Raw genomic sequence first — 19885 nt, 5'->3', positions numbered from 1 at the left:
GCAAGTAGGAAGGGTATATGCCGAGATAGCTTCACGTCGTAACGGTATAAACAATTACGATTTATGCTCAGCGAACCACTTTTATTCGCCATCCATATTCCCTACAATCGAGTCCAATTATTTTCATTGGCTTGCGTCTTAGTTCCGAATTCAAGCCATGAGTTAACTCCCTTTCGTCCTTATCGGAGTACTTCATGAGTAACGTGAAACACAGCAAACTTCTTATCCTTGGCTCCGGCCCTGCGGGTTACACTGCCGCGGTTTACGCTGCGCGCGCCAACCTAAAACCCGTGCTGGTCACTGGTATGCAGCAAGGTGGTCAGCTCACCACGACGACAGAAGTCGAGAACTGGCCAGGCGATGCCGAAGGCTTAACCGGCCCAGCACTGATGGAGCGCATGAAAAAGCACGCTGAGCGTTTCGATACTGAAATTGTTTTTGATCACATTAACTCGGTTGATCTCTCTTCTCGCCCATTTCGTTTGACAGGCGACAGCCAAGAGTACACTTGTGATGCCCTCATCATCTCTACTGGTGCCTCTGCTAAATACCTCGGTTTAGAATCAGAAGAAGCGTTCAAAGGTCGCGGTGTATCCGCTTGTGCAACCTGTGATGGTTTCTTCTATCGCAACCAAAAAGTGGCAGTAGTCGGTGGTGGTAATACTGCGGTTGAAGAGGCTCTTTACCTATCGAATATCGCCTCAGAAGTGCATCTGATCCACCGCCGTGACAGCTTCCGCAGTGAAAAAATTCTGATCGATCGTCTGATGGATAAAGTGGCGAATGGCAACATTGTTCTGCACACGCACCGCACTTTGGATGAAGTACTGGGCGATGAGATGGGCGTGACAGGCGTGCGTTTGAAAGATACCCAGTCAGATATGACGGAAAACTTGGATGTGATGGGGGTATTCATTGCCATCGGCCATCAGCCAAACTCGCAAATTTTCGAAGGTCAGCTTGAAATGAAAAACGGCTACATAGTCGTCAAATCTGGCCTTGAAGGTAATGCAACCCAGACCAGCATTGAGGGTGTGTTTGCCGCGGGTGATGTGATGGATCATAACTACCGTCAAGCAATTACCTCTGCCGGAACCGGGTGTATGGCAGCACTCGATGCTGAACGTTACCTAGATAGCCAGGGTAAATAACTTACGCTTCGCGTAACGCCAGTTTTTATTTTTGCCAAGCCCGACGGGTATAACCGCCGGGCTTTTCTTTGTATACTGGCGGCCTATTACAATTATTATTCTCATTAAGCCTTTTCAAAATGGACAAGAAAAAACAGCGTAGCTTGAATCTCTGGCTCAAGCAGCAAAGCAAACTGGCTAAGCGCTGGCTCGCAATAGCTGTTGGGTTGGGTGTGTTATCAAGCCTATTTCTGGTGGCGCAAGCCGCACTCCTTGCATCAATTCTGCATCAGCTGATTATTGAACAGGTCGATAAACATCTGCTCATTCCACACTTCTTTGGCTTGGCTGCACTCATTGCCGTGCGTGCGCTCTGCTCTTGGGGACGCGAAATCGCTGGCTTTCGTTGTGGAGAAGAGATCCGCCGTTATATTCGACAGCTAATCCTAGACAAGTTACGCGACTTAGGGCCAGCCTATATCAAAGGCAAACCGGCCGGCTCATGGGCAGCCTTAATGCTTGAGCAAGTCGAAAACATGCACGACTTCTTTGCTCGCTATCTCCCTCAGATGTCTCTTTCGGTTTTGGTACCGTTTGTGATCCTTGCGGTCGTCTTCCCAGTGAACTGGGCGGCAGGACTGATTTTTTTGATCACGGCGCCATTGGTGCCACTCTTTATGGCGTTAATCGGCATTAAAGCCGCCGATGCCAGCCGGAAAAACTTTAAAGCTCTGCAGCGTTTATCCGGGCATTTTTATGATCGCTTGCAAGCCCTGACCACCATTCGTCTATTCGATCGCACCACAGCAGAAACCGAGCACATGCGCGGCGCTTCAGAAGTGTTTCGCCATCGCACTATGGATGTACTGCGGATCGCGTTTCTCTCTTCTGCAGTATTAGAGTTTTTCACCTCAATCTCCATTGCACTGACCGCCGTGTACTTTGGCTTTAGCTACATTGGTGAACTCAACTTCGGTTATTACGGCGCGAGTGTCACTCTGTTTGCTGGGTTATTTGTGTTAATCCTTGCTCCGGAGTTTTATCAGCCGCTGCGCGATCTCGGAACCTATTACCACGCGAAACAACTCGCGGTGGGCGCAGCCGAATCGATCGTCGATTTTCTGCAAACCGAAGTGGATACCTTACACAGTGGCGAGCGTCATCTCACCGATAATGACGATATTGAAATTATCGCCAATGATCTGGTCGTTCTTAGCCCACAAGGCAAACGCTTAGCAGGCCCGCTCTCATTTACGTTGCAAAGCGGCAAAACTACCGCTCTCGTCGGGCCAAGTGGCGCAGGCAAAACCAGCTTAATCAATACCATTTTGGGCTTTATGCCCTACCAAGGCAGCTTAACCATTAACGGCATTGAACTGCGCGAGTTAGATCATCCGCAGTGGCGACAAACCATCAGTTGGGTTGGGCAAAATCCTCTGCTGCTGCACGGCACCATTCGCGACAACGTGACGCTAGGCAAACACAATATCGCCGATGAGCAAGTCACACAGGCTCTGCAAGCAGCTTATGCCCAAGAGTTTGTTGAGCAGCAGGGTTTGGATTACCCGATCAGTGATCGCTCTGCGGGGCTTTCCGTGGGTCAAGCCCAACGCATCGCCCTCGCTCGCGCTATTTTGCAAAATGGCCGCTTTTGGTTACTCGATGAACCCACGGCAAGCTTAGATGCGCGCAGTGAGCAATATGTGATGCGTGGACTGACCGAAAGCATTCAGCAACGCACTGCGTTATTTGTCACTCACCAGTTGCAACCGCTGCAATCGGTCGAGCAGATCTTGGTGATGGAAAATGGCTTGCTGGTACAAGCAGGACATTTTGAAGACTTAAGCCAGCAATCTGGTTTATTTGCCACTATGTTAGCCGCTAACCAAGCGCTACAAGCTGCCAACAAAGGGGATCTCGATGCGTGACCTGCTGCCTTACCTAAAACTGTATAAAAAACACTGGTTCGGTCTTACCCTTGGCATGCTGCTGGCGCTGCTGACCGTTCTCGCTTCGATTGGACTGCTGACGTTATCCGGCTGGTTTTTGTCTGCGGCCGCAGTGGCCGGACTCAGTATTGCCCGAGAAACCTTTAACTACATGCTGCCCGGCGCCTTTGTGCGCGGTTTTGCCATGGGGCGCACCGCGGGTCGTTGGGGCGAGCGTGTCGTTACTCACAACGCCACCTTCAAACTGCTTACTGATTTGCGAGTGTTTTTCTTTGAGAAACTGACACCGCTTATCCCGGGACGTCTGAGCGCGGTGCGCGATGCCGATATGCTCAACCGCATCGTGGCCGATGTGGATGCCATGGACCATGTCTATTTACGTTTAATCAATCCAGTCACGGTCGGCGTGCTGGGTATTGGGGCTCTCACCACACTGATTGCTTGGTTTGATCTGCAGCTTGGCATGACCTTAGGCGCTATCTTGCTACTGGTTCTGCTAGTGTGGCCCACGCTTTTTTACCGCTTGGGGAAAAAGAATGGTCAACACTTAACGCAGAATAAAGCGGAATTGCGCGTTCGCACGCTAGATTGGTTACAAGGTTACAGTGAACTAACCATTTTCGGCGCAGAACAAACCTATCGTCAGGCAATCTTGACGGCGCAAGACAAACTGCTTCGTAACCAATACGTTAACGCACAAGTCTCAGGACTGGCTCAATCGTTACTGTTACTTGCCAATGGTTGGACACTGGTACTGATGATCTGGCTGGCCGCCGATGGCGTGGGTGGGCAAACTCCGGATCCGCTGATTGCACTGGTGGCTTTTGCAACCATGGCCAGCGTCGAGTTATTGATGCCTATTGCCGGCGCATTCCAGCATTTGGGGCAGACTCTCACCTCGGCTCGCCGCTTAAATGAGATCATTCTAGCCAAACCTGAGGTCGAATTTACCGCGCAACCAACCGCGCATAATGGCCAATACAACATTGAATTCAACGGCGTCCACTTTGCTTACCAAGCGAATAAACCCAAGGCCATTGATGACTTTACTTTGACTCTCGCTCAAGGTCAGAAAGTGGCGATTGTCGGCCAAACCGGCTCAGGAAAATCGACCTTAATTCAACTCCTTTGCCGTTATTGGGATGTACAGCAGGGTCAGATCACGATTGGTGGAACAGACATTCGAGAATGGCGCGAGAGCGATCTTCGTGCCGCCATCAGCGTGGTCAGTCAACGGGTGGATATTCTCAATGGCACGCTGCGCGATAACCTGAAACTGGCGAAACCGGACGCAACCGATGAAGTGCTCAGTGATATTCTGCAACAAGTCGGTCTAGATAAATTGCTACAAGATGCCGCGCTCAATACTTGGCTTGGCGAAGGTGGCCGTCAGTTATCCGGTGGAGAAAAACGTAGGATCGGCATTGCGCGAGTACTACTGCATAACGCTCCAATCTTACTGCTTGATGAACCGACCGAAGGGTTGGACAAGCAAACCGAGCAGCACATCATGCAACTGTTGCATGGTCATTTCGGTCACAAAACCGTGCTGTTTATCACTCATCGTCTGGTCAACCTTGAACAGATGGATGCGATTGCGCTGATTGAACAGGGCCAGTTGGTCGAATATGGTCATCACCATACTCTCCTCGCCCAGCACGGTCGTTATCACAAGCTGACACAAAAGCTGTAACGCTTCCCGCCTCTCTTCGCTGAGGGGCGTAAGCATGCAGCGCAGAGCACAATCTCAGACAATAAACAGCGTCAAACAATAAACAGCAAAAAGCCAGTCACTGTGACTGGCTTTTTTATAGGCTAGATTATCTAGAGGATACTAGACGGCGCGTTCTTATCCGCGCGGCTTACGCGAGCTTTGTTGCTGGTTAGCCACTTTATTGCGTGTGCTCGACTCGCCACTACCGGGTTTGCGACGCGCTGGCGCTTTGCCACTGCGGCCTGCCGGTGTAGAAATACGCTCTTCATGACGACGAACCGCACGACGAATTTTTTGGCTACGAGTGCGCTCACGCTTACGCGTTGCGGCATCAGGCGCCATATTCAGCACCGTTTCTTTCTCAGGACGCAATTCCACTAGCTCACGCAGATAGTTCACTTGCTTGAGATCGAGTTCCATCCAACCGCCGCGAGGCAGTTTTTTGTCGAGGAAAATGTCACCGTAACGAACACGCTTCAGACGGCTTACTGTCGTACCTTGTGATTCCCACAGACGACGCACTTCACGGTTACGGCCTTCATTGATTACCACGTAGAAAGTATGGTTGATGCCTTCGCCACCAGCGTACATTACATCTTCAAAACGTGCCATACCATCTTCTAGCTGTACACCACGCACTAGATTACGAACTTTATCTTCCGTCACATCACCAAATACGCGAACTAGATATTCACGCTCAACCTGACGGCTTGGGTGCATCAGACGGTTAGCCAATTCACCATCGGTGGTAAACAGCAGTAAACCTGACGTGTTGGCATCCAAACGGCCAACAGAAATCCAGCGTGAACCACGAATTTTCGGCAGACGGTCAAATACCGTACGACGACCTTCTGGATCATGACGGGTACACAGCTCGCCTTCTGGTTTGTAGTAAGCCAGAACTCGGCAGATCACCTCTTCTTGCGCTTTTACAGACACAACGTGCCCATCGATGCGCACGACAGCGTTATCCTCTTCTAGGCGTTCACCCAGTATAGCTACCTTGCCATTAACACTTACACGCCCAGCTCGGATCAGAGCTTCAAGCTCACGACGAGAACCATGACCAGCACGTGCTAAAACTTTTTGTAACTTTTCGCTCATTTATCTACCTATGTGTCGTCTTCTCAGACGTCGAATGACGGGTTGCGATGTTAAAATCGCGGCCGCGTAGTATCGCAAATTTTGCGGATAAAAGCATCCGTTTTGTCAGCGATTCGCGGCCACCTCATTCAACTACTGAAACGGGGTCGGATCACCGGCTCCGACACGCGCCACTACCACTTCATCGTCGCTAAAATCAATTACTGTGGTGGGTTGCTGACCTAAATAGCCACCATTGAGGATCACATCCACCGCGTGCTCTAATCGATCGCGAATTTCCTCTGGATCAGACTCAGTAAAATCGTTGCCCGGTAAAATCAGCGAGGTCGACATCAGCGGTTCACCGAGCGCTTCAAGCAGATCCAAAGCAATTTTATTATTCGGAACTCGAATCCCAATCGTCTTTCGTTTCTCATTCATCAGACGACGGGGAACCTCTTTGGTTCCTTTGAAAATAAAGGTGTAAGGTCCTGGAGTATTGTTTTTCAATAAGCGAAACGCGGTGTTATCCACACGCGCGTACAGAGCAATCTCAGACAAATCACGGCACAATAGCGTAAAGTTGTGCTTGTCATCGAGGCGACGAATTTGACAAATGCGTTCCATGCCGTGCTTATTTTCAAGCTGGCAGCCCAGTGCGTAACCAGAATCGGTTGGGTAAACCACTACCCCACCATTGCGAATAATCGCGACCGCTTGGTTGATTAGGCGGGTTTGAGGGTTCTCAGGATGAACATAAAAAAACTGGCTCATGGTTATTCCTCTTCATCGAGTCTCTCGACTCTATTGCTTGGGGATAAGCCCCAATCTTTCCATACAGGTTCTACTCCGGCAGGTAACCAAAGATTTCGGCCCAACTCCATCCAAGGAGAAGGATAGTGAAAGTCACTGCCTTGGGAGGCGAGTAGTTGGTATTCCATTGCGTAATCACCCAAGGTTCGTTTTTCCTGTGGTGATTGCTGCGGTTGGGCGACTTCCATGGCATCGCCACCCGCTTCAACAAACGCGGTCATTAAGCGCTTAAGCCATTTCGCCGTCAAGTCATATCGTCCCGGATGCGCTAATACGGCTTGTCCACCAGCGGCGTGAATCGCGCTCACCGCTTCACTCATTGAACACCAGTTAGGCGGTACATAACCCGGATTATCACGAGTGAGGTATTTCTTAAATACTTGCTGCATGTTGGTTGCATAACCATTATCCACCAACCATTTTGCAAAATGGGCACGCGTGATCGGCGCACCATCGGCAATATGTTGAACCTCTTGTAACACTCCCTCACGCGTCGCTTTTTGTAAACGATGGGCTATCAGTTCAGCACGCTCAACTCGATGCTGCTGCTGCCGCGCAATCAGCTGGCCCAATGCCTCACTATTTGGGTCGATGTTTAAACCGACAATATGAATGTCTTTATTTTGCCAAACCGTTGAAATCTCAATGCCGTTCACTAATTGTAGCGGATATTGCTGCAGTGCAATGTAAGCACGAGCATCCGCCAACGCAGCCACGGTATCGTGGTCTGTGATCGCCAAAACATCAATCTCAAAGCTGACGGCGCGATCGATCAATTGTTGATAGGTAAACCGTCCATCAGAAGCGGTAGTATGACTATGCAGGTCAATTCTCATATTTTTTATTTGCCTGATTTTTAGGCTTGACTTTTTATCGCTGCACTAGTTAACTAGTACGCAAATGCAAGACTCTCTGTTAGGGCTCACTATGTTACAAGAATTTAACCCAAACCATAAACCCAATTTCAGTCCAGCGGATGCTGAACTGGCTTGGTGGCGCACTTGGACAAGTTCTTGGTGGGCTCACGTGTATTTCTAAGTTTAGATACTCACACACCTAGCCCGCCAACTTGAGCGGGCTTTTTATTGGTTTTTCCACCTATCACTGCTGTTTAACTACTTTCTCATCGCGGTGATCAGTGCACAATCGAATCATGGTTAAGGAGGTCTTATGAATAAGGCCATCAACATAAAAAAAACCGCGCCGCTTGAGGTGCTACACAGTGAACTGCCTTATACGCAAGATCCTACGGCTTTATTTCATGCTCTTTGCGCTGGGCGCAGCGACTGTTTACTGCTGGAATCTGCAGAAATCGATTCCAAGCAAAATCTGAAAAGCCTTCTGTTAGTGGATGCGGCCGTGCGCATTGTGTGTGAAGGCCATCAAGTGACCTATCATGCGCTCAGTGCAAACGGCCAAGCCTTGCTTAACATCATTCATGGCAACCTCACAGATCGGATTCCATGCAAAATAGAGAAAGCGAAACTTACCCTAACCTTCTCTACCCCCTGTGATACGTTGGATGAAGACTCGCGCTTGCGCGAAGCGTCTTCTTTCGATGCGCTACGTTTAGTGCAGCACAGTTTTGATCTCACTGACCACGGTAAATTTGCGCTGTTTTTAGGTGGCTTATTTGCCTACGATTTAGTGGCTAACTTTGAGCCGCTGGGTGAAGCACCAGCCGACAATCAATGCCCTGATTACGTGTTTTATGTAGCAGAAACTCTGATGGTGATTGATCATCAGCGTGAAACTTGCCAACTGCAAGCCACCCAATTCCAACCGGGCGATGCGCTGCACAGCCAACTCAAAAGCCGGATGCGTGAAATTCGTGCGCAAGTGAATCAAAAATTGCCTTTGCCGAGTGCGCAATCTTTATCTGATGTGGAAGTGACCACCAATATTAGCGATGCAGCGTTTTGCGATATCGTGCGTGACCTCAAGCAGTACGTGGTCAAAGGCGATGTCTTCCAAGTTGTGCCTTCGCGCCGTTTTTGCCTACCTTGCCCTTCACCGCTCGCGGCTTATCAACGGCTGAAACAGAGTAATCCAAGCCCTTACATGTTCTATATGCAAGATGAACGCTTTACCCTGTTTGGCGCATCCCCCGAAAGCGCGCTCAAGTATGAAATGCACACCAACCAAGTGGAAATCTACCCGATTGCAGGGACTCGCCGCCGCGGTAAGCGCGCCGATGGCAGCATCGATTTTGACCTCGATAGCCGCATTGAGCTTGAACTGCGCACCGATAAAAAAGAGAACGCCGAGCACATGATGCTGGTTGACTTAGCACGCAACGATGTCGCGCGCATTAGCCAAGCCGGTACTCGCCATGTCGCTGACTTGCTGCAAGTAGATCGCTACAGCCATGTGATGCACTTGGTGTCGCGCGTGGTAGGTCAGTTACGTGAAGATCTGGATGCGCTGCACGCATATCAAGCTTGCATGAATATGGGCACGCTAACTGGCGCACCGAAAATTCGCGCGATGCAGTTAATCCGCGATGTGGAACAAGCGCGTCGCGGCAGCTACGGCGGCGCGGTGGGTTATCTCACGGGTGAAGGCGATTTGGATACCTGTATCGTGATCCGCTCTGCTTATGTGGAAAACGGTATCGCCCAAGTTCAAGCCGGCGCGGGTGTCGTTTACGACTCCGACCCACAAGCCGAAGCCGATGAAACGCGCGGCAAAGCGCAAGCGGTAATCTCCGCCATTTTATATGCTCATCAAGGTAAGGAATGATCATGGCCAATATTCTGTTTATCGATAACTTTGACTCCTTCACTTACAACTTAGTGGATCAGTTTCGCTCACTCGGCCATGGGGTAACGATTTATCGCAACAACCTTTCTGCGGATGCTATCGAGCAAGCGCTGCAGCAACTGGATAATCCTGTGGTTGTGTTATCCCCCGGGCCAGGTGCACCGTCTGAAGCGGGCTGTATGCCAGAGCTGCTGCAACGCCTGAAAGGCAAGGTACCGATGATTGGTATCTGCTTAGGGCATCAAGCCATCGTCGAAGCCTACGGCGGTGTGGTTGCTGGCGCGGGTGAAATCATCCACGGTAAAGTGTCGATGATGGAGCACCAAAACCACGCGATTTATCGCGGCCTCCCTTCTCCACTGGCGATTGCACGTTACCACTCACTGGTCGCAACGCAAGTACCGGCAACACTGACCGTGACGGCAGAAGTGAATGGCTTGGTAATGTCGGTGGTTAATGAAACTGACAAAGTCTGCGGCTTTCAATTTCACCCAGAATCGATCATGACCACCCACGGCGCTACCTTGCTGGCCAATGCCATTGATTGGGCATTGTCTGCAACGCCAGCACAGACTCAATTCGCGTAACCGCACAGGGAGAGAATGTTATGCAAACCATTATTAATAAACTCTATGAACAGCAAGGGCTTACGCAAGCCGAGAGCCAACAGCTTTTCGACCAAATTATTCGCGGTGAAATGGATCCTGTATTGATGGCTGCGGTACTGACTGCGCTGAAAATCAAAGGCGAAACGCCAGATGAAATCGCGGGTGCGGCTAAAGCCCTGCTCGCCAACGCCAATCCATTTCCGCGTCCTGATTACGACTTTGCCGATATCGTCGGTACCGGTGGCGATGGCTCAAACACCATCAACATCTCAACCACCGCCGCATTTGTCGCCGCAGCGTGTGGCGTGAAAGTCGCCAAACACGGCAACCGTGGGGTATCGAGCAAATCCGGCTCTTCCGATCTGCTCAGCTCATTTGGGATCAACCTTGCCATGAGCGCGCAAGATTCGCGTCAAGCCTTGGATGATCTCGGTGTCGCTTTCTTGTTTGCCCCTCAGTATCACAGCGGTGTGCGCCATGCGATGCCGGTGCGTCAAACCATGAAAACTCGCACCATTTTCAACATCTTAGGCCCCCTGATTAACCCTGCCCGTCCCAATATTGAATTGATGGGCGTCTACAGCAAGGATTTGGTTCGTCCTATTGCGCAAACCATGTTACAAATGGGTCTGAAACGCGCAGCGGTGGTGCATGGTTCAGGTCTTGATGAAGTCGCGATTCATGGCGAAACGCAAGTAGCAGAAATTCGCCAAGGCGAATTGATTGAGTACACGCTCACTCCGGAAGATTTTGGTGTTAGCCGTTACCCACTGGATGCGATCCGTGGTGGAGAGCCGGAAGAGAATCGCGCCATCATCACCCAGATCCTAACGGGCAATGGTACAGCAGCACAAATGGCGGCAGTGGCAGTCAACGTTGCACTTCTTCTGCGTCTATTTGGTCAAGAAGATCTGAAAGCCAACACCCAACAAGCGATCGCCGTGATGAAATCGGGCCAAGCCTATGGATTGGTTCAGCAGTTAGCACAACGAGGTTAAGCAGAATGTCCGAGCAGTTGTCTGAGCATATTTCCGTACAAACCGCGCAAATGGCGCAAGTGCTGGTCAAAATCGTCAACGATAAATACCAATGGATTGAGGAGCGCAAAGCCAAGCAACCACTTGCGAGCTTTCACCCATTACTGACTCGCTCAGAGCGCGATTTCTATCAAGCCTTGAGCGGCGATAACACCGTATTCATTCTCGAATGCAAAAAAGCCTCACCTTCAAAAGGGCTGATCCGCGAAGCGTTTGATCTCGATTACATCGCCTCTGTGTATGGCGAGTACGCCAGTGCCATTTCGGTACTGACTGACGAGAAATATTTCCAAGGTCGTTTTGAGTTTTTGCCGCAAGTGCGCGCTCAAGTGACTCAGCCTGTATTGTGCAAAGATTTTATGGTCGACCCGTATCAGGTTTATCTGGCGCGTCATTATCAAGCGGATGCGATTTTGCTGATGCTATCGGTGCTCAACGATGATCAATATCGTGAACTGGCCGCTGTGGCGCACGACCTTGGTATGGGCGTGCTCACCGAAGTCAGCAATGAGCAAGAACTAGAGCGCGCGATTGCTCTGCAAGCGAAAGTCATCGGCATCAATAACCGCAATCTGCGTGATTTGACCACCGACCTGAATCGCACCAAGCAGTTGGCGCCGCTCATTCCACAAGGCACCATCATTATTTCCGAATCCGGCATTTACACTCATCAGCAGGTGCGTGATTTGGCTCAATTTGCCAATGGTTTCTTGATTGGTAGCTCGCTGATGGCGCAAAGCAATCTTGAACTGGCGGTGCGAAAAATTGTGCTCGGCGAACACAAGGTGTGCGGTTTGACTCATGCTGATGATGCGGTGAAAGCCTACCAAGCCGGTTCCGTTTTTGGTGGATTGATTTTTGTTGAGAAATCCAAACGCTTTGTCGATGTAGAACAAGCGCGCCTGACCATGAGCGGCGCACCGCTACAGTATGTCGGCGTGTTTCAAAATCACCCAACCGCGCAAGTCGCCGATATCGCGACCCAATTGGGCTTATTTGCGGTGCAACTGCACGGTGATGAAAATTCTGCGTATGTGCGTGAACTGCGCGCTTCCCTTCCAGAATCGATTGAAATTTGGAAAGCGTATGGCGTGAGTGATGCTTTACCTGAGCTACTGCCAGAGCACATCGATAGGCATCTGCTCGATGCCAAAATCGGCGAACAGAGTGGTGGCACAGGACACAGTTTTGATTGGCGTTTGCTGCCAAAACATAGCGACCTGATGCTCGCCGGCGGCTTGAGCGCCGAGAATGTCGCCCAAGCGGCGCAACTTGGCTGCCGCGGACTCGATTTCAACTCTGGCGTGGAAAGCGCTCCGGGTAGAAAAGACGCCAACCAGTTGCAACAGGTTTTCCAACAGTTACGGAATTATTAGATTATCAGCATGGCAACATGCATAAGAAAGGAATGTAAGCATGGCTAAATTAAACGCCTATTTTGGCGAATTCGGTGGGCAGTTTGTGCCACAAATTTTGGTTCCCGCGCTCGATCAACTGGAACAAGCTTTTATTGATGCCCAGCAGGATGATGCTTTTCGCGCTGAATTTATGAGCCTACTGCAAGAGTACGCAGGTCGCCCCACTGCGCTGACGCTCACGCAAAACATCACCAAAGGCACCAAAACCAAACTCTATTTGAAGCGTGAAGATCTGCTGCACGGCGGCGCGCATAAAACCAACCAAGTTTTGGGTCAAGCCCTGCTCGCCAAGCGCATGGGCAAACATGAAATCATCGCTGAGACAGGCGCAGGTCAACACGGTGTGGCGACCGCATTAGCCTGTGCACTGCTTGGCCTAAAATGCCGCGTGTACATGGGTGCAAAAGACGTTGAGCGCCAAAGCCCAAACGTGTTCCGTATGCGCTTAATGGGTGCCACTGTTATCCCTGTTCATTCAGGTTCAGCAACGCTAAAAGATGCTTGTAACGAAGCGCTGCGTGACTGGTCAGCCAGCTATGAAACTGCGCATTACCTGCTCGGTACGGCGGCGGGCCCGCACCCATTCCCAACCATAGTGCGTGAATTCCAACGCATTATTGGCGAAGAAACCAAAAACCAAATCCTAGCGCGTGAAGGTCGTTTGCCCGATGCAGTGATCGCTTGTGTTGGTGGTGGCTCAAACGCGATTGGTATGTTTGCCGATTTCATCGAAGAAGAATCGGTGCGTTTGATCGGTATTGAGCCAGCAGGTAAAGGCATAGATACCCACCAACATGGCGCGCCACTTAAACACGGTAAAACCGGCATTTTCTTCGGCATGAAAGCGCCCTTGATGCAAGATGAACATGGTCAAGTGGAAGAGTCTTACTCTGTCTCTGCAGGGCTGGATTTCCCATCGGTGGGGCCACAACATGCTCACCTCCACGCGATTGGCCGCGCCGAATACGAAAGCATTACCGATGATGAAGCGCTTGATGCATTCCAAGCGTTGGCTCGCAGCGAAGGCATTATTCCAGCTCTGGAGTCTTCACACGCTCTCGCGCATGCAATCAAAATGGCGTATGCCGAGCCAGAGAAAGAGCAGTTGCTCGTGGTTAACCTTTCGGGCCGAGGTGATAAGGATATCTTCACCGTACACAAATTACTTGAAGACAAAGGAGCGTTGTAATGAACCGTTATCAAGCCCTATTTCAACGCCTAAGCGCTGCGCAGCAAGGCGCTTTCGTTCCTTTCGTGACCATTGGTGACCCAAACCCCGAGCAGTCACTCGCCATCATGCAAACCTTGATTGATGCAGGGGCGGATGCGCTTGAGCTTGGCATGCCGTTTTCAGATCCTCTGGCCGATGGTCCGACGATTCAAGGGGCGAATTTACGTGCATTAGCGGCGAAAACCACGCCAGATGTCTGTTTTGAGCTGATCGCGCAGATCCGTACGCGTAACCCTGAGACTCCGATTGGTTTACTGATGTATGCCAACTTGGTTTACGCACGCGGTATCGACGATTTTTATCAACGCTGCCAAAAAGCTGGGGTGGACTCGGTGCTGATTGCCGATGTACCCACCAACGAAAGCCAGCCTTTTGTGGCGGCCGCCGAGAAGTTTGGCATTCAACCAATCTTTATTGCGCCACCAACGGCCAGTGATGAAACCTTACGAGCAGTTGCTCAACTCGGTAAAGGCTACACTTATTTGCTTTCACGCGCAGGGGTAACAGGGGCCGAAACCAAAGCCAATATGCCTGTGCATGCCCTGCTTGAACGTCTGCAACAATTTGATGCGCCACCGGCACTGCTCGGTTTTGGTATTTCAGAGCCCGCTCAAGTTAAACAAGCGATCGAAGCTGGCGCAGCGGGAGCTATTTCCGGATCGGCGGTGGTAAAAATCATCGAAACGCATTTGGATAACCCAGCTAAGCAGCTGACTGAGCTGGCAAAACTCACTCACGCCATGAAGCAAGCAACACAAATTTAACTTTAATCATCATTAATATGCGGCGTATCCTCTTGGTGCGCCGCATCATTTTATTAACAATCACACCCCACCCAGAACCCATTCAAAATACAAATCAAAACAACAATCCGCATAACAAAACCAAATAGCAAACGTTTTCCTTGCGATTGAAAACGCCAAATCACTCTCGTTTTACTCTGCTATTGAGAAAACACTCGATTCGCTTATTGCTAAATGTAAATAATACGTGTAAAAAGCAGGAGCAAAATTTTTGCCCATTTAGTGATATGACACTAGTGGCTAACACTAGGAATTTACAATTTATTAGCACAGAGGTTATGGAAGTGTTAAAGACAAAGGGTTTACTAAACAACATCGGCGTGCAAGTGGTGATCGCCATGCTCGCAGGTACTGCAGTCGGTGCAGCAATGGGTCACGATGCGACACTATTTGCTCCACTGGGTGCAATTTTTATTAATCTTATCAAAATGCTGGTAATTCCTCTGGTGGCTGTGGCACTGATTTCTGGTGCAGCAGGTCTGGGTGACAGTCATGCAGCAGGTAAAGTTGGCGCAATTACTTTGAGCTACTTTGCATTCACGTCAGCCGCAGCCGTTGCGCTAGCATTATTGATGGGAACCATTTTCCAGCCAGGCGTTGGTATTGATGTCTCTGGCGTCGAAAGTATGTTCTCTTCTGAATATGCTTCTAAAGGTGAGCTGCCAACCTTCTGGGCAACCATTATCGGTATGATCCCAACCAACGTTTTCCAGTCACTAAACGAAGCGAACATCCTACAGATCCTAGTTTTCTGTCTGTTTTTAGGCATTGCGATTTCTAAGCAAGCCAAAGAAAAACGTGACCCAGTGATCAACGCAGTGAACACTATTGTTGATGCTATGGTGTGGATGATCAATAAAGTGATGTTAATTGCGCCTATCGGCGTATTTGGCTTGATGGCAGATGCTGTCGGCACTTTCGGTTTCAGCGCGCTAATGGTCGTCTTTAAACTGTTCATGGTTTACGTAGCAGCAATTGCGATTTTTGGCTTTGTGGCTTACCCATTGATGATCCATGTATTCAGTAAAACTTCAGCGAAGAAATTCATTCAAGCAATGAAGAAGCCACAAGCGGTTGCACTGTCTACTGCCTCTTCGATGGCGACGCTGCCTGTCACTATGGATACGGTGAAAAACGATCTGGGTGTACGCAACTCAACGGCTTCTTTCGTACTGCCTTTGGGCGCAACCATCAACATGTCAGGTAACGCGATCTACTACGGTCTGGTGGCAATCTTCTTTGCTCAGTTGTTCAATATTGACCTGAGCATGGGCGCTTATATTGCGATCATCGTGACGGCGACTTTGGGTGCGGTTGGTCAAGCGGGTGTTCCAGGGCCTTCATTCCTTGTGGTAGCGGTTCTGCTCTCTGCGGGTATTCCTATTGAAGGTCTACCACTGCTGTTTGCACTGGATCGTATCTTCGACATGATCCGTACTGCGCTCAATATTACCGGCGATGCGGCTTGTGCGGTGATTGTGGATTCTATGATCACTGAAGAAGCGGCGGCTGAGCTGGAAAAACGTGAAGCTTAATCGCTATACTTTCTTGTTTGTAAAAAGCCAGACATTGACTGTCTGGCTTTTTCTTTATTGCGTCACTGGCAAATTAAAATTAGCCCGCGAAGGAGATGGGTTCACTTAGCGTCCCAACGCCTCTTTATAGTGCTGGCGACAGACTGAAACATACTTATCATTACCGCCAATCGCGACCTGATCCCCTTCACTGATGGCGTTGCCATGCTCATCGGTACGGATCACCATATTGGCTTTGCGGCCACAGTGGCAAATGGTTTTCAGTTCAATCAGTTTATCCGCCCATGACAACAGATACTTGCTACCTTCAAACAGTTCACCAAGGAAATCGGTACGCAAGCCGTAACACAGCACAGGAATATCCAGCTTATCCACCACTTCGGTCAGTTGGTAAACTTGCTCTTTAGAGAGAAACTGACACTCATCCATCAAAATACAGTGACGAGGTTCAGCCTGATGCAATGTTGCGATCACTTGTAACAGATTGGTATCGGCATGGAAAAGATGCGCTTCGGCCTCAAGCCCAATCCGAGAACTCACTTTACCTACGCCGAAACGATCATCGATCGCAGCAGTAAAAATCAGTGGGTTCATGCCGCGTTCTTGGTAGTTAAACGCCGATTGCAATAAGGTGGTCGATTTACCCGCATTCATTGCCGAGTAATAAAAGTACATCTGAGCCAAAGATGAAATCCTGTTTATATCATTTTACTGTCTGCGCTCTCGTGCTGCGCAGGTTAAAAAAAAGGGTGGCTCATGCCACCCTTTGCAAGGCGTTGATTACGCTTTATCTTTCGTTGCAAGCTTGACCGCAATCGCCAGTTCATCTAGCGCGGCTTGGTTAGCAAGACTTGGGGCATCCGTCATTAGACACGCGGCGGCTGTCGTTTTCGGGAAAGCGATCACATCGCGGATGTTTTCCGTGCCGCACAGCAGCATCACCAGACGATCCAGACCAAATGCCAAACCTGCGTGTGGGGGTGTACCAAACTTCAGCGCATCAAGCAGGAAGCCAAACTTGATACGTTGCTCTTCTGGCGTGATACCCAGAATGTCAAATACGGCAGATTGCATTTCTGCGTTATGAATACGGACTGAACCACCACCCACTTCGTAGCCGTTCAATACCATATCGTAAGCGTTTGATAGCGCCTCTTCTGGGTTGGCTTTCAACTGCTCAGGAGAGAGGTTCAGAGGGGATGTGAATGGGTGGTGCATTGCCGCCACGTTACCTTCGTCATCACCTTCGAACATAGGGAAATCAACAACCCACAATGGAGCCCACGCAGATTCATTAGTAATACCCAACTCTTTACCCGCTTTCAGACGCAGTGCGCCCAGCGCCTCAGCCACGACTTTGGCTGAATCGGCACCAAACAGAATGATATCGCCAGTTTGTGCTTGAGTACGCTCGATAATCGCTTGAATGATCTCTTCAGTGAGGAATTTCGCCACTGGAGATTGAATACCTTCCATGCCCGCAGCCAAATCGTTGACTTTCAGCCATGCCAAGCCTTTTGCGCCGTAAATAGCCACAAATGCGGTGTACTCATCAATTTGTTTACGAGTCAGTGCTGCACCACCTGGGATGCGCAGTGCAGCCACGCGGCCTTTTGGATCGTTCGCTGGACCAGAGAACACTTTGAAATCGACGTCTTTCAGCAGATCCGCCACATCCACCAACTCCATTGGGTTACGCAGATCTGGCTTGTCTGAGCCGAAACGACGCATCGCTTCGCTGTAAGGCATGATTGGAAAATCGCCCAGATCCACATTCAGCAGTTCAAGCCACATTTCACGAATCATCTTCTCCGTCACGGCACGCACTTGTTCTGCGGTCATGAAAGAGGTTTCAATATCGATCTGGGTGAATTCTGGTTGACGGTCAGCGCGCAAATCTTCATCGCGGAAACATTTTACGATTTGGTAGTAACGGTCAAAGCCAGACATCATCAGTAGCTGTTTGAACAGCTGTGGTGATTGTGGCAGTGCGTAGAAACTGCCTTTGTGTACACGGCTTGGTACTAGGTAGTCACGCGCACCTTCAGGTGTCGCTTTAGTCAAAACTGGGGTTTCGATATCAAGGAAACCGTGTGTATCCAAGAAACGGCGTACAAAGCTTGAGGCTTTTGCACGCAGTTTGATGCGGTCACTCATCTCTGGACGACGCAGATCCAAGTAACGGTACTTGAGGCGTTGCTCTTCTGAGTTCTTCTGGTTGAAATCGAGCGGCAGAACGTCTGAGCGGTTAATGATCTCAAGGCTACGTGCCAACAGCTCTACTTCACCGGTTGCCATCTCTTTATTGACTTGGCTTTCTGGACGCGCACGTACTTCACCCGTCAATTTGATACAGAATTCGCTACGCAGTTGGTTAGCCACGGCGAATACATCCGCCATATCCGGATCCACTACTACCTGAACAATACCTTCACGATCTCGCATATCAATGAAGATCAGACCGCCTAAATCACGACGGCGATTAACCCAGCCGCACAGCTCTACAGTTTGTCCTACTAAGGACTTGTTCAGGTGACCACAATAATGGCTACGCATAGTGAATTTCCCAATCTCAATTAGTCATCAAATTTAACGCTGAAAGGTCGTGGAGTACTCGACAGACTGCCTCTTCAGCAAAGTTCCATTTATACGCCGAAAGGGATTTAAGATCGACCTTCCCACGTACAATTTGTTGTCTTTTCTTACCCCTTGCTGCTTTTTAACGCAATAATCCCGTCAACCGAAGATTAAAGGCTAACCAGAAGGGAAAAATAGGCGCTGATTATAGCGCTAAAATCTCGTATTCTTCAAAACTCTCGTGATGATGATTTAAGGAGCCCGAGCAGAGTGACGCCCTCTCTTCCCTTGCGACTCGGTTTAACCCTGTGGTCTCACCCTGCATGGCAGAGTGAGTTTTATGGCAGCGGCACACAAGCCTCTGAACGCCTTGCGAAATACGCCAGCGTTTTTCACACCGTAGAGGGGAATACCACTTTTTACGCGTCGCCCACGCCCAGTACTGTACTCAACTGGCGCGCAGCCACTCAGGACGACTTTCGCTTTACCTTTAAGCTGCCGAAAAGCATTACCCACCAGCATTTACTGCGCGATTGCAAAGAAGAGCTGCTGAGCTTTTTGCGTTTAATGCAGCCTTTACACGACCGAATTGGTATGTGGACGATTCAACTGCCCGCTGCATTTGGGCCTGAACATCTGGCGCAATTGAAAAACTTTCGAGAATGGTTTCCAGCCGATTTTCCGCTCGGTGTGGAGGTGCGTCATTTGGCTTTTTTTGGCAAAGGCGAAGCGGAAAAAGCGCTCAACCAATGGCTGATTGAGCAAAACATTGATCGCATTATTATGGACAGTCGCCCCGTTTTTTCGGCGCTGCCGAATACCGAGGCGGTGATTGATGCGCAGCAGAAAAAACCGAAAGTGCCAGTTCATGCGATTGCCACCGCCAAGCATCCGATGATCCGTTTTATCGGCCATCCTGAGATTGAGGCTAACCTACCCTTTTTCGGTGCTTGGCTACATAAACTGCCCGAGTGGATTGCGCAAGGTAAGCAGCCTTATCTGATGATTCATACACCGGATAATGATTTCGCGCCTCAGCTGGCGGTGCAACTTTACCAACAATTACAACAGACTATCGCGCTGCCTGATCTGGCGCCATTTCCCGCGATGCCCGAACAGCCACAGCTGAGTATGTTTTGAACTCACGATCCGGTACGGCTGATTTACCCTAAAGGCGATGTGTTTAATGACAGACGCTGCGATTTTTCATAAAATACGCGCTTT

The 19885-nt window shown here is 49.9% G+C and carries 17 protein-coding genes and 1 other annotated feature; of the genes, 12 read left to right on the top strand and 5 right to left on the bottom strand.

Annotation, left to right across the window (positions count from 1 at the left end; translation table 11 throughout):
- The first annotated feature begins 194 nt into the window (after window positions 1-194).
- The 3 genes from trxB to cydC all read left to right on the top strand — a co-directional run bounded on the left by trxB (window position 195) and on the right by cydC (window position 4772).
- Window positions 195-1151 carry a thioredoxin-disulfide reductase gene (gene trxB, locus R4537_RS10635; protein WP_071177804.1) on the top strand — a complete coding sequence of 319 codons (957 nt, stop codon included), beginning with the start codon at window positions 195-197 and terminating at the stop codon, window positions 1149-1151.
- Between the two features lie 119 nt (window positions 1152-1270).
- Window positions 1271-3058, top strand: coding sequence for a heme ABC transporter permease/ATP-binding protein CydD (cydD, locus tag R4537_RS10630; protein ID WP_071177803.1), 1788 nt, complete (start codon window positions 1271-1273; stop codon window positions 3056-3058).
- Complete coding sequence (cydC, locus tag R4537_RS10625; protein ID WP_071177802.1) at window positions 3051-4772, top strand: heme ABC transporter ATP-binding protein/permease CydC; 1722 nt, start codon at window positions 3051-3053, stop codon at window positions 4770-4772. The genes cydD and cydC overlap by 8 nt, the downstream gene beginning before the upstream one ends.
- Window positions 4773-4928: 156 nt before the next feature.
- On the opposite strand, the gene rluB is transcribed toward cydC, so the two are convergent.
- The 3 genes from rluB to rnm all read right to left on the bottom strand — a co-directional run bounded on the left by rluB (window position 4929) and on the right by rnm (window position 7525).
- Window positions 4929-5897 carry a 23S rRNA pseudouridine(2605) synthase RluB gene (gene rluB, locus R4537_RS10620; RefSeq protein WP_001291237.1) on the bottom strand — a complete coding sequence of 323 codons (969 nt, stop codon included), beginning with the start codon at window positions 5895-5897 and terminating at the stop codon, window positions 4929-4931.
- Window positions 5898-6029: 132 nt separating this feature from the next.
- Entirely contained in the window at window positions 6030-6650 is a 621-nt protein-coding gene (locus tag R4537_RS10615; RefSeq protein WP_000077258.1) for an L-threonylcarbamoyladenylate synthase, read from the bottom strand.
- Window positions 6651-6652: 2 nt separating this feature from the next.
- Complete coding sequence (gene rnm, locus R4537_RS10610; protein WP_071177801.1) at window positions 6653-7525, bottom strand: RNase RNM; 873 nt, start codon at window positions 7523-7525, stop codon at window positions 6653-6655.
- Window positions 7526-7589: 64 nt separating this feature from the next.
- Between rnm and trpL2 the strand changes: the two genes are divergently transcribed.
- The 8 genes from trpL2 (at window position 7590) to R4537_RS10570 (ending at window position 16084) form a co-directional block, all read left to right on the top strand.
- A complete protein-coding gene (gene trpL2, locus R4537_RS10605; protein WP_001880954.1) occupies window positions 7590-7727 on the top strand; it encodes a tryptophan operon leader peptide in 138 nt (45 codons plus the stop codon).
- Window positions 7674-7776: a sequence feature (Trp leader region), on the top strand. It overlaps the preceding gene by 54 nt.
- A gap of 83 nt (window positions 7777-7859) precedes the next feature.
- Window positions 7860-9431 (top strand): anthranilate synthase component 1, encoded by a 1572-nt coding sequence (locus R4537_RS10600; RefSeq protein ID WP_071177800.1) that lies wholly within the window; start codon window positions 7860-7862, stop codon window positions 9429-9431.
- Between the two features lie 2 nt (window positions 9432-9433).
- On the top strand, window positions 9434-10039 hold the full coding sequence (locus R4537_RS10595) for an aminodeoxychorismate/anthranilate synthase component II (protein ID WP_071177799.1): 606 nt from the start codon (window positions 9434-9436) through the stop codon (window positions 10037-10039).
- 20 nt (window positions 10040-10059) lie between these two features.
- Window positions 10060-11058: an anthranilate phosphoribosyltransferase gene (trpD, locus tag R4537_RS10590; RefSeq protein WP_001193368.1), complete on the top strand. Its 999-nt coding sequence runs from the start codon at window positions 10060-10062 to the stop codon at window positions 11056-11058.
- Window positions 11059-11063: 5 nt separating this feature from the next.
- Window positions 11064-12473: a bifunctional indole-3-glycerol-phosphate synthase TrpC/phosphoribosylanthranilate isomerase TrpF gene (gene trpCF / locus R4537_RS10585; protein ID WP_071177798.1), complete on the top strand. Its 1410-nt coding sequence runs from the start codon at window positions 11064-11066 to the stop codon at window positions 12471-12473.
- A 40-nt stretch (window positions 12474-12513) separates the two neighbouring features.
- On the top strand, window positions 12514-13704 hold the full coding sequence (gene trpB / locus R4537_RS10580; protein ID WP_001096413.1) for a tryptophan synthase subunit beta: 1191 nt from the start codon (window positions 12514-12516) through the stop codon (window positions 13702-13704).
- Complete coding sequence (gene trpA / locus R4537_RS10575) at window positions 13704-14510, top strand: tryptophan synthase subunit alpha (RefSeq protein ID WP_071177797.1); 807 nt, start codon at window positions 13704-13706, stop codon at window positions 14508-14510. Before trpB ends, trpA begins: the two co-directional genes overlap by 1 nt.
- A gap of 317 nt (window positions 14511-14827) precedes the next feature.
- A complete protein-coding gene (locus R4537_RS10570) occupies window positions 14828-16084 on the top strand; it encodes a dicarboxylate/amino acid:cation symporter (RefSeq protein ID WP_000453409.1) in 1257 nt (418 codons plus the stop codon).
- A gap of 105 nt (window positions 16085-16189) precedes the next feature.
- Here R4537_RS10570 and R4537_RS10565 read toward each other — a convergent pair whose 3' ends face one another.
- Together R4537_RS10565 and aspS are read right to left on the bottom strand one after the other, a co-directional pair.
- Window positions 16190-16768: a thymidine kinase gene (locus tag R4537_RS10565; protein ID WP_071177796.1), complete on the bottom strand. Its 579-nt coding sequence runs from the start codon at window positions 16766-16768 to the stop codon at window positions 16190-16192.
- A 96-nt stretch (window positions 16769-16864) separates the two neighbouring features.
- The gene (gene aspS / locus R4537_RS10560; protein WP_057644349.1) at window positions 16865-18640 is read right to left on the bottom strand and encodes an aspartate--tRNA ligase; all 1776 of its coding nucleotides are present in this window, start codon (window positions 18638-18640) and stop codon (window positions 16865-16867) included.
- Between the two features lie 291 nt (window positions 18641-18931).
- Between aspS and R4537_RS10555 the strand changes: the two genes are divergently transcribed.
- Window positions 18932-19801 carry a DUF72 domain-containing protein gene (locus R4537_RS10555; protein WP_071177795.1) on the top strand — a complete coding sequence of 290 codons (870 nt, stop codon included), beginning with the start codon at window positions 18932-18934 and terminating at the stop codon, window positions 19799-19801.
- The last annotated feature ends 84 nt before the right edge of the window (window positions 19802-19885 follow it).

The sequence above is a fragment of the Vibrio paracholerae genome (genome assembly GCF_037672085.1).
Taxonomy (GTDB): domain Bacteria; phylum Pseudomonadota; class Gammaproteobacteria; order Enterobacterales; family Vibrionaceae; genus Vibrio; species Vibrio cholerae.
This window is presented reverse-complemented; position numbering and strand designations above follow the sequence as displayed.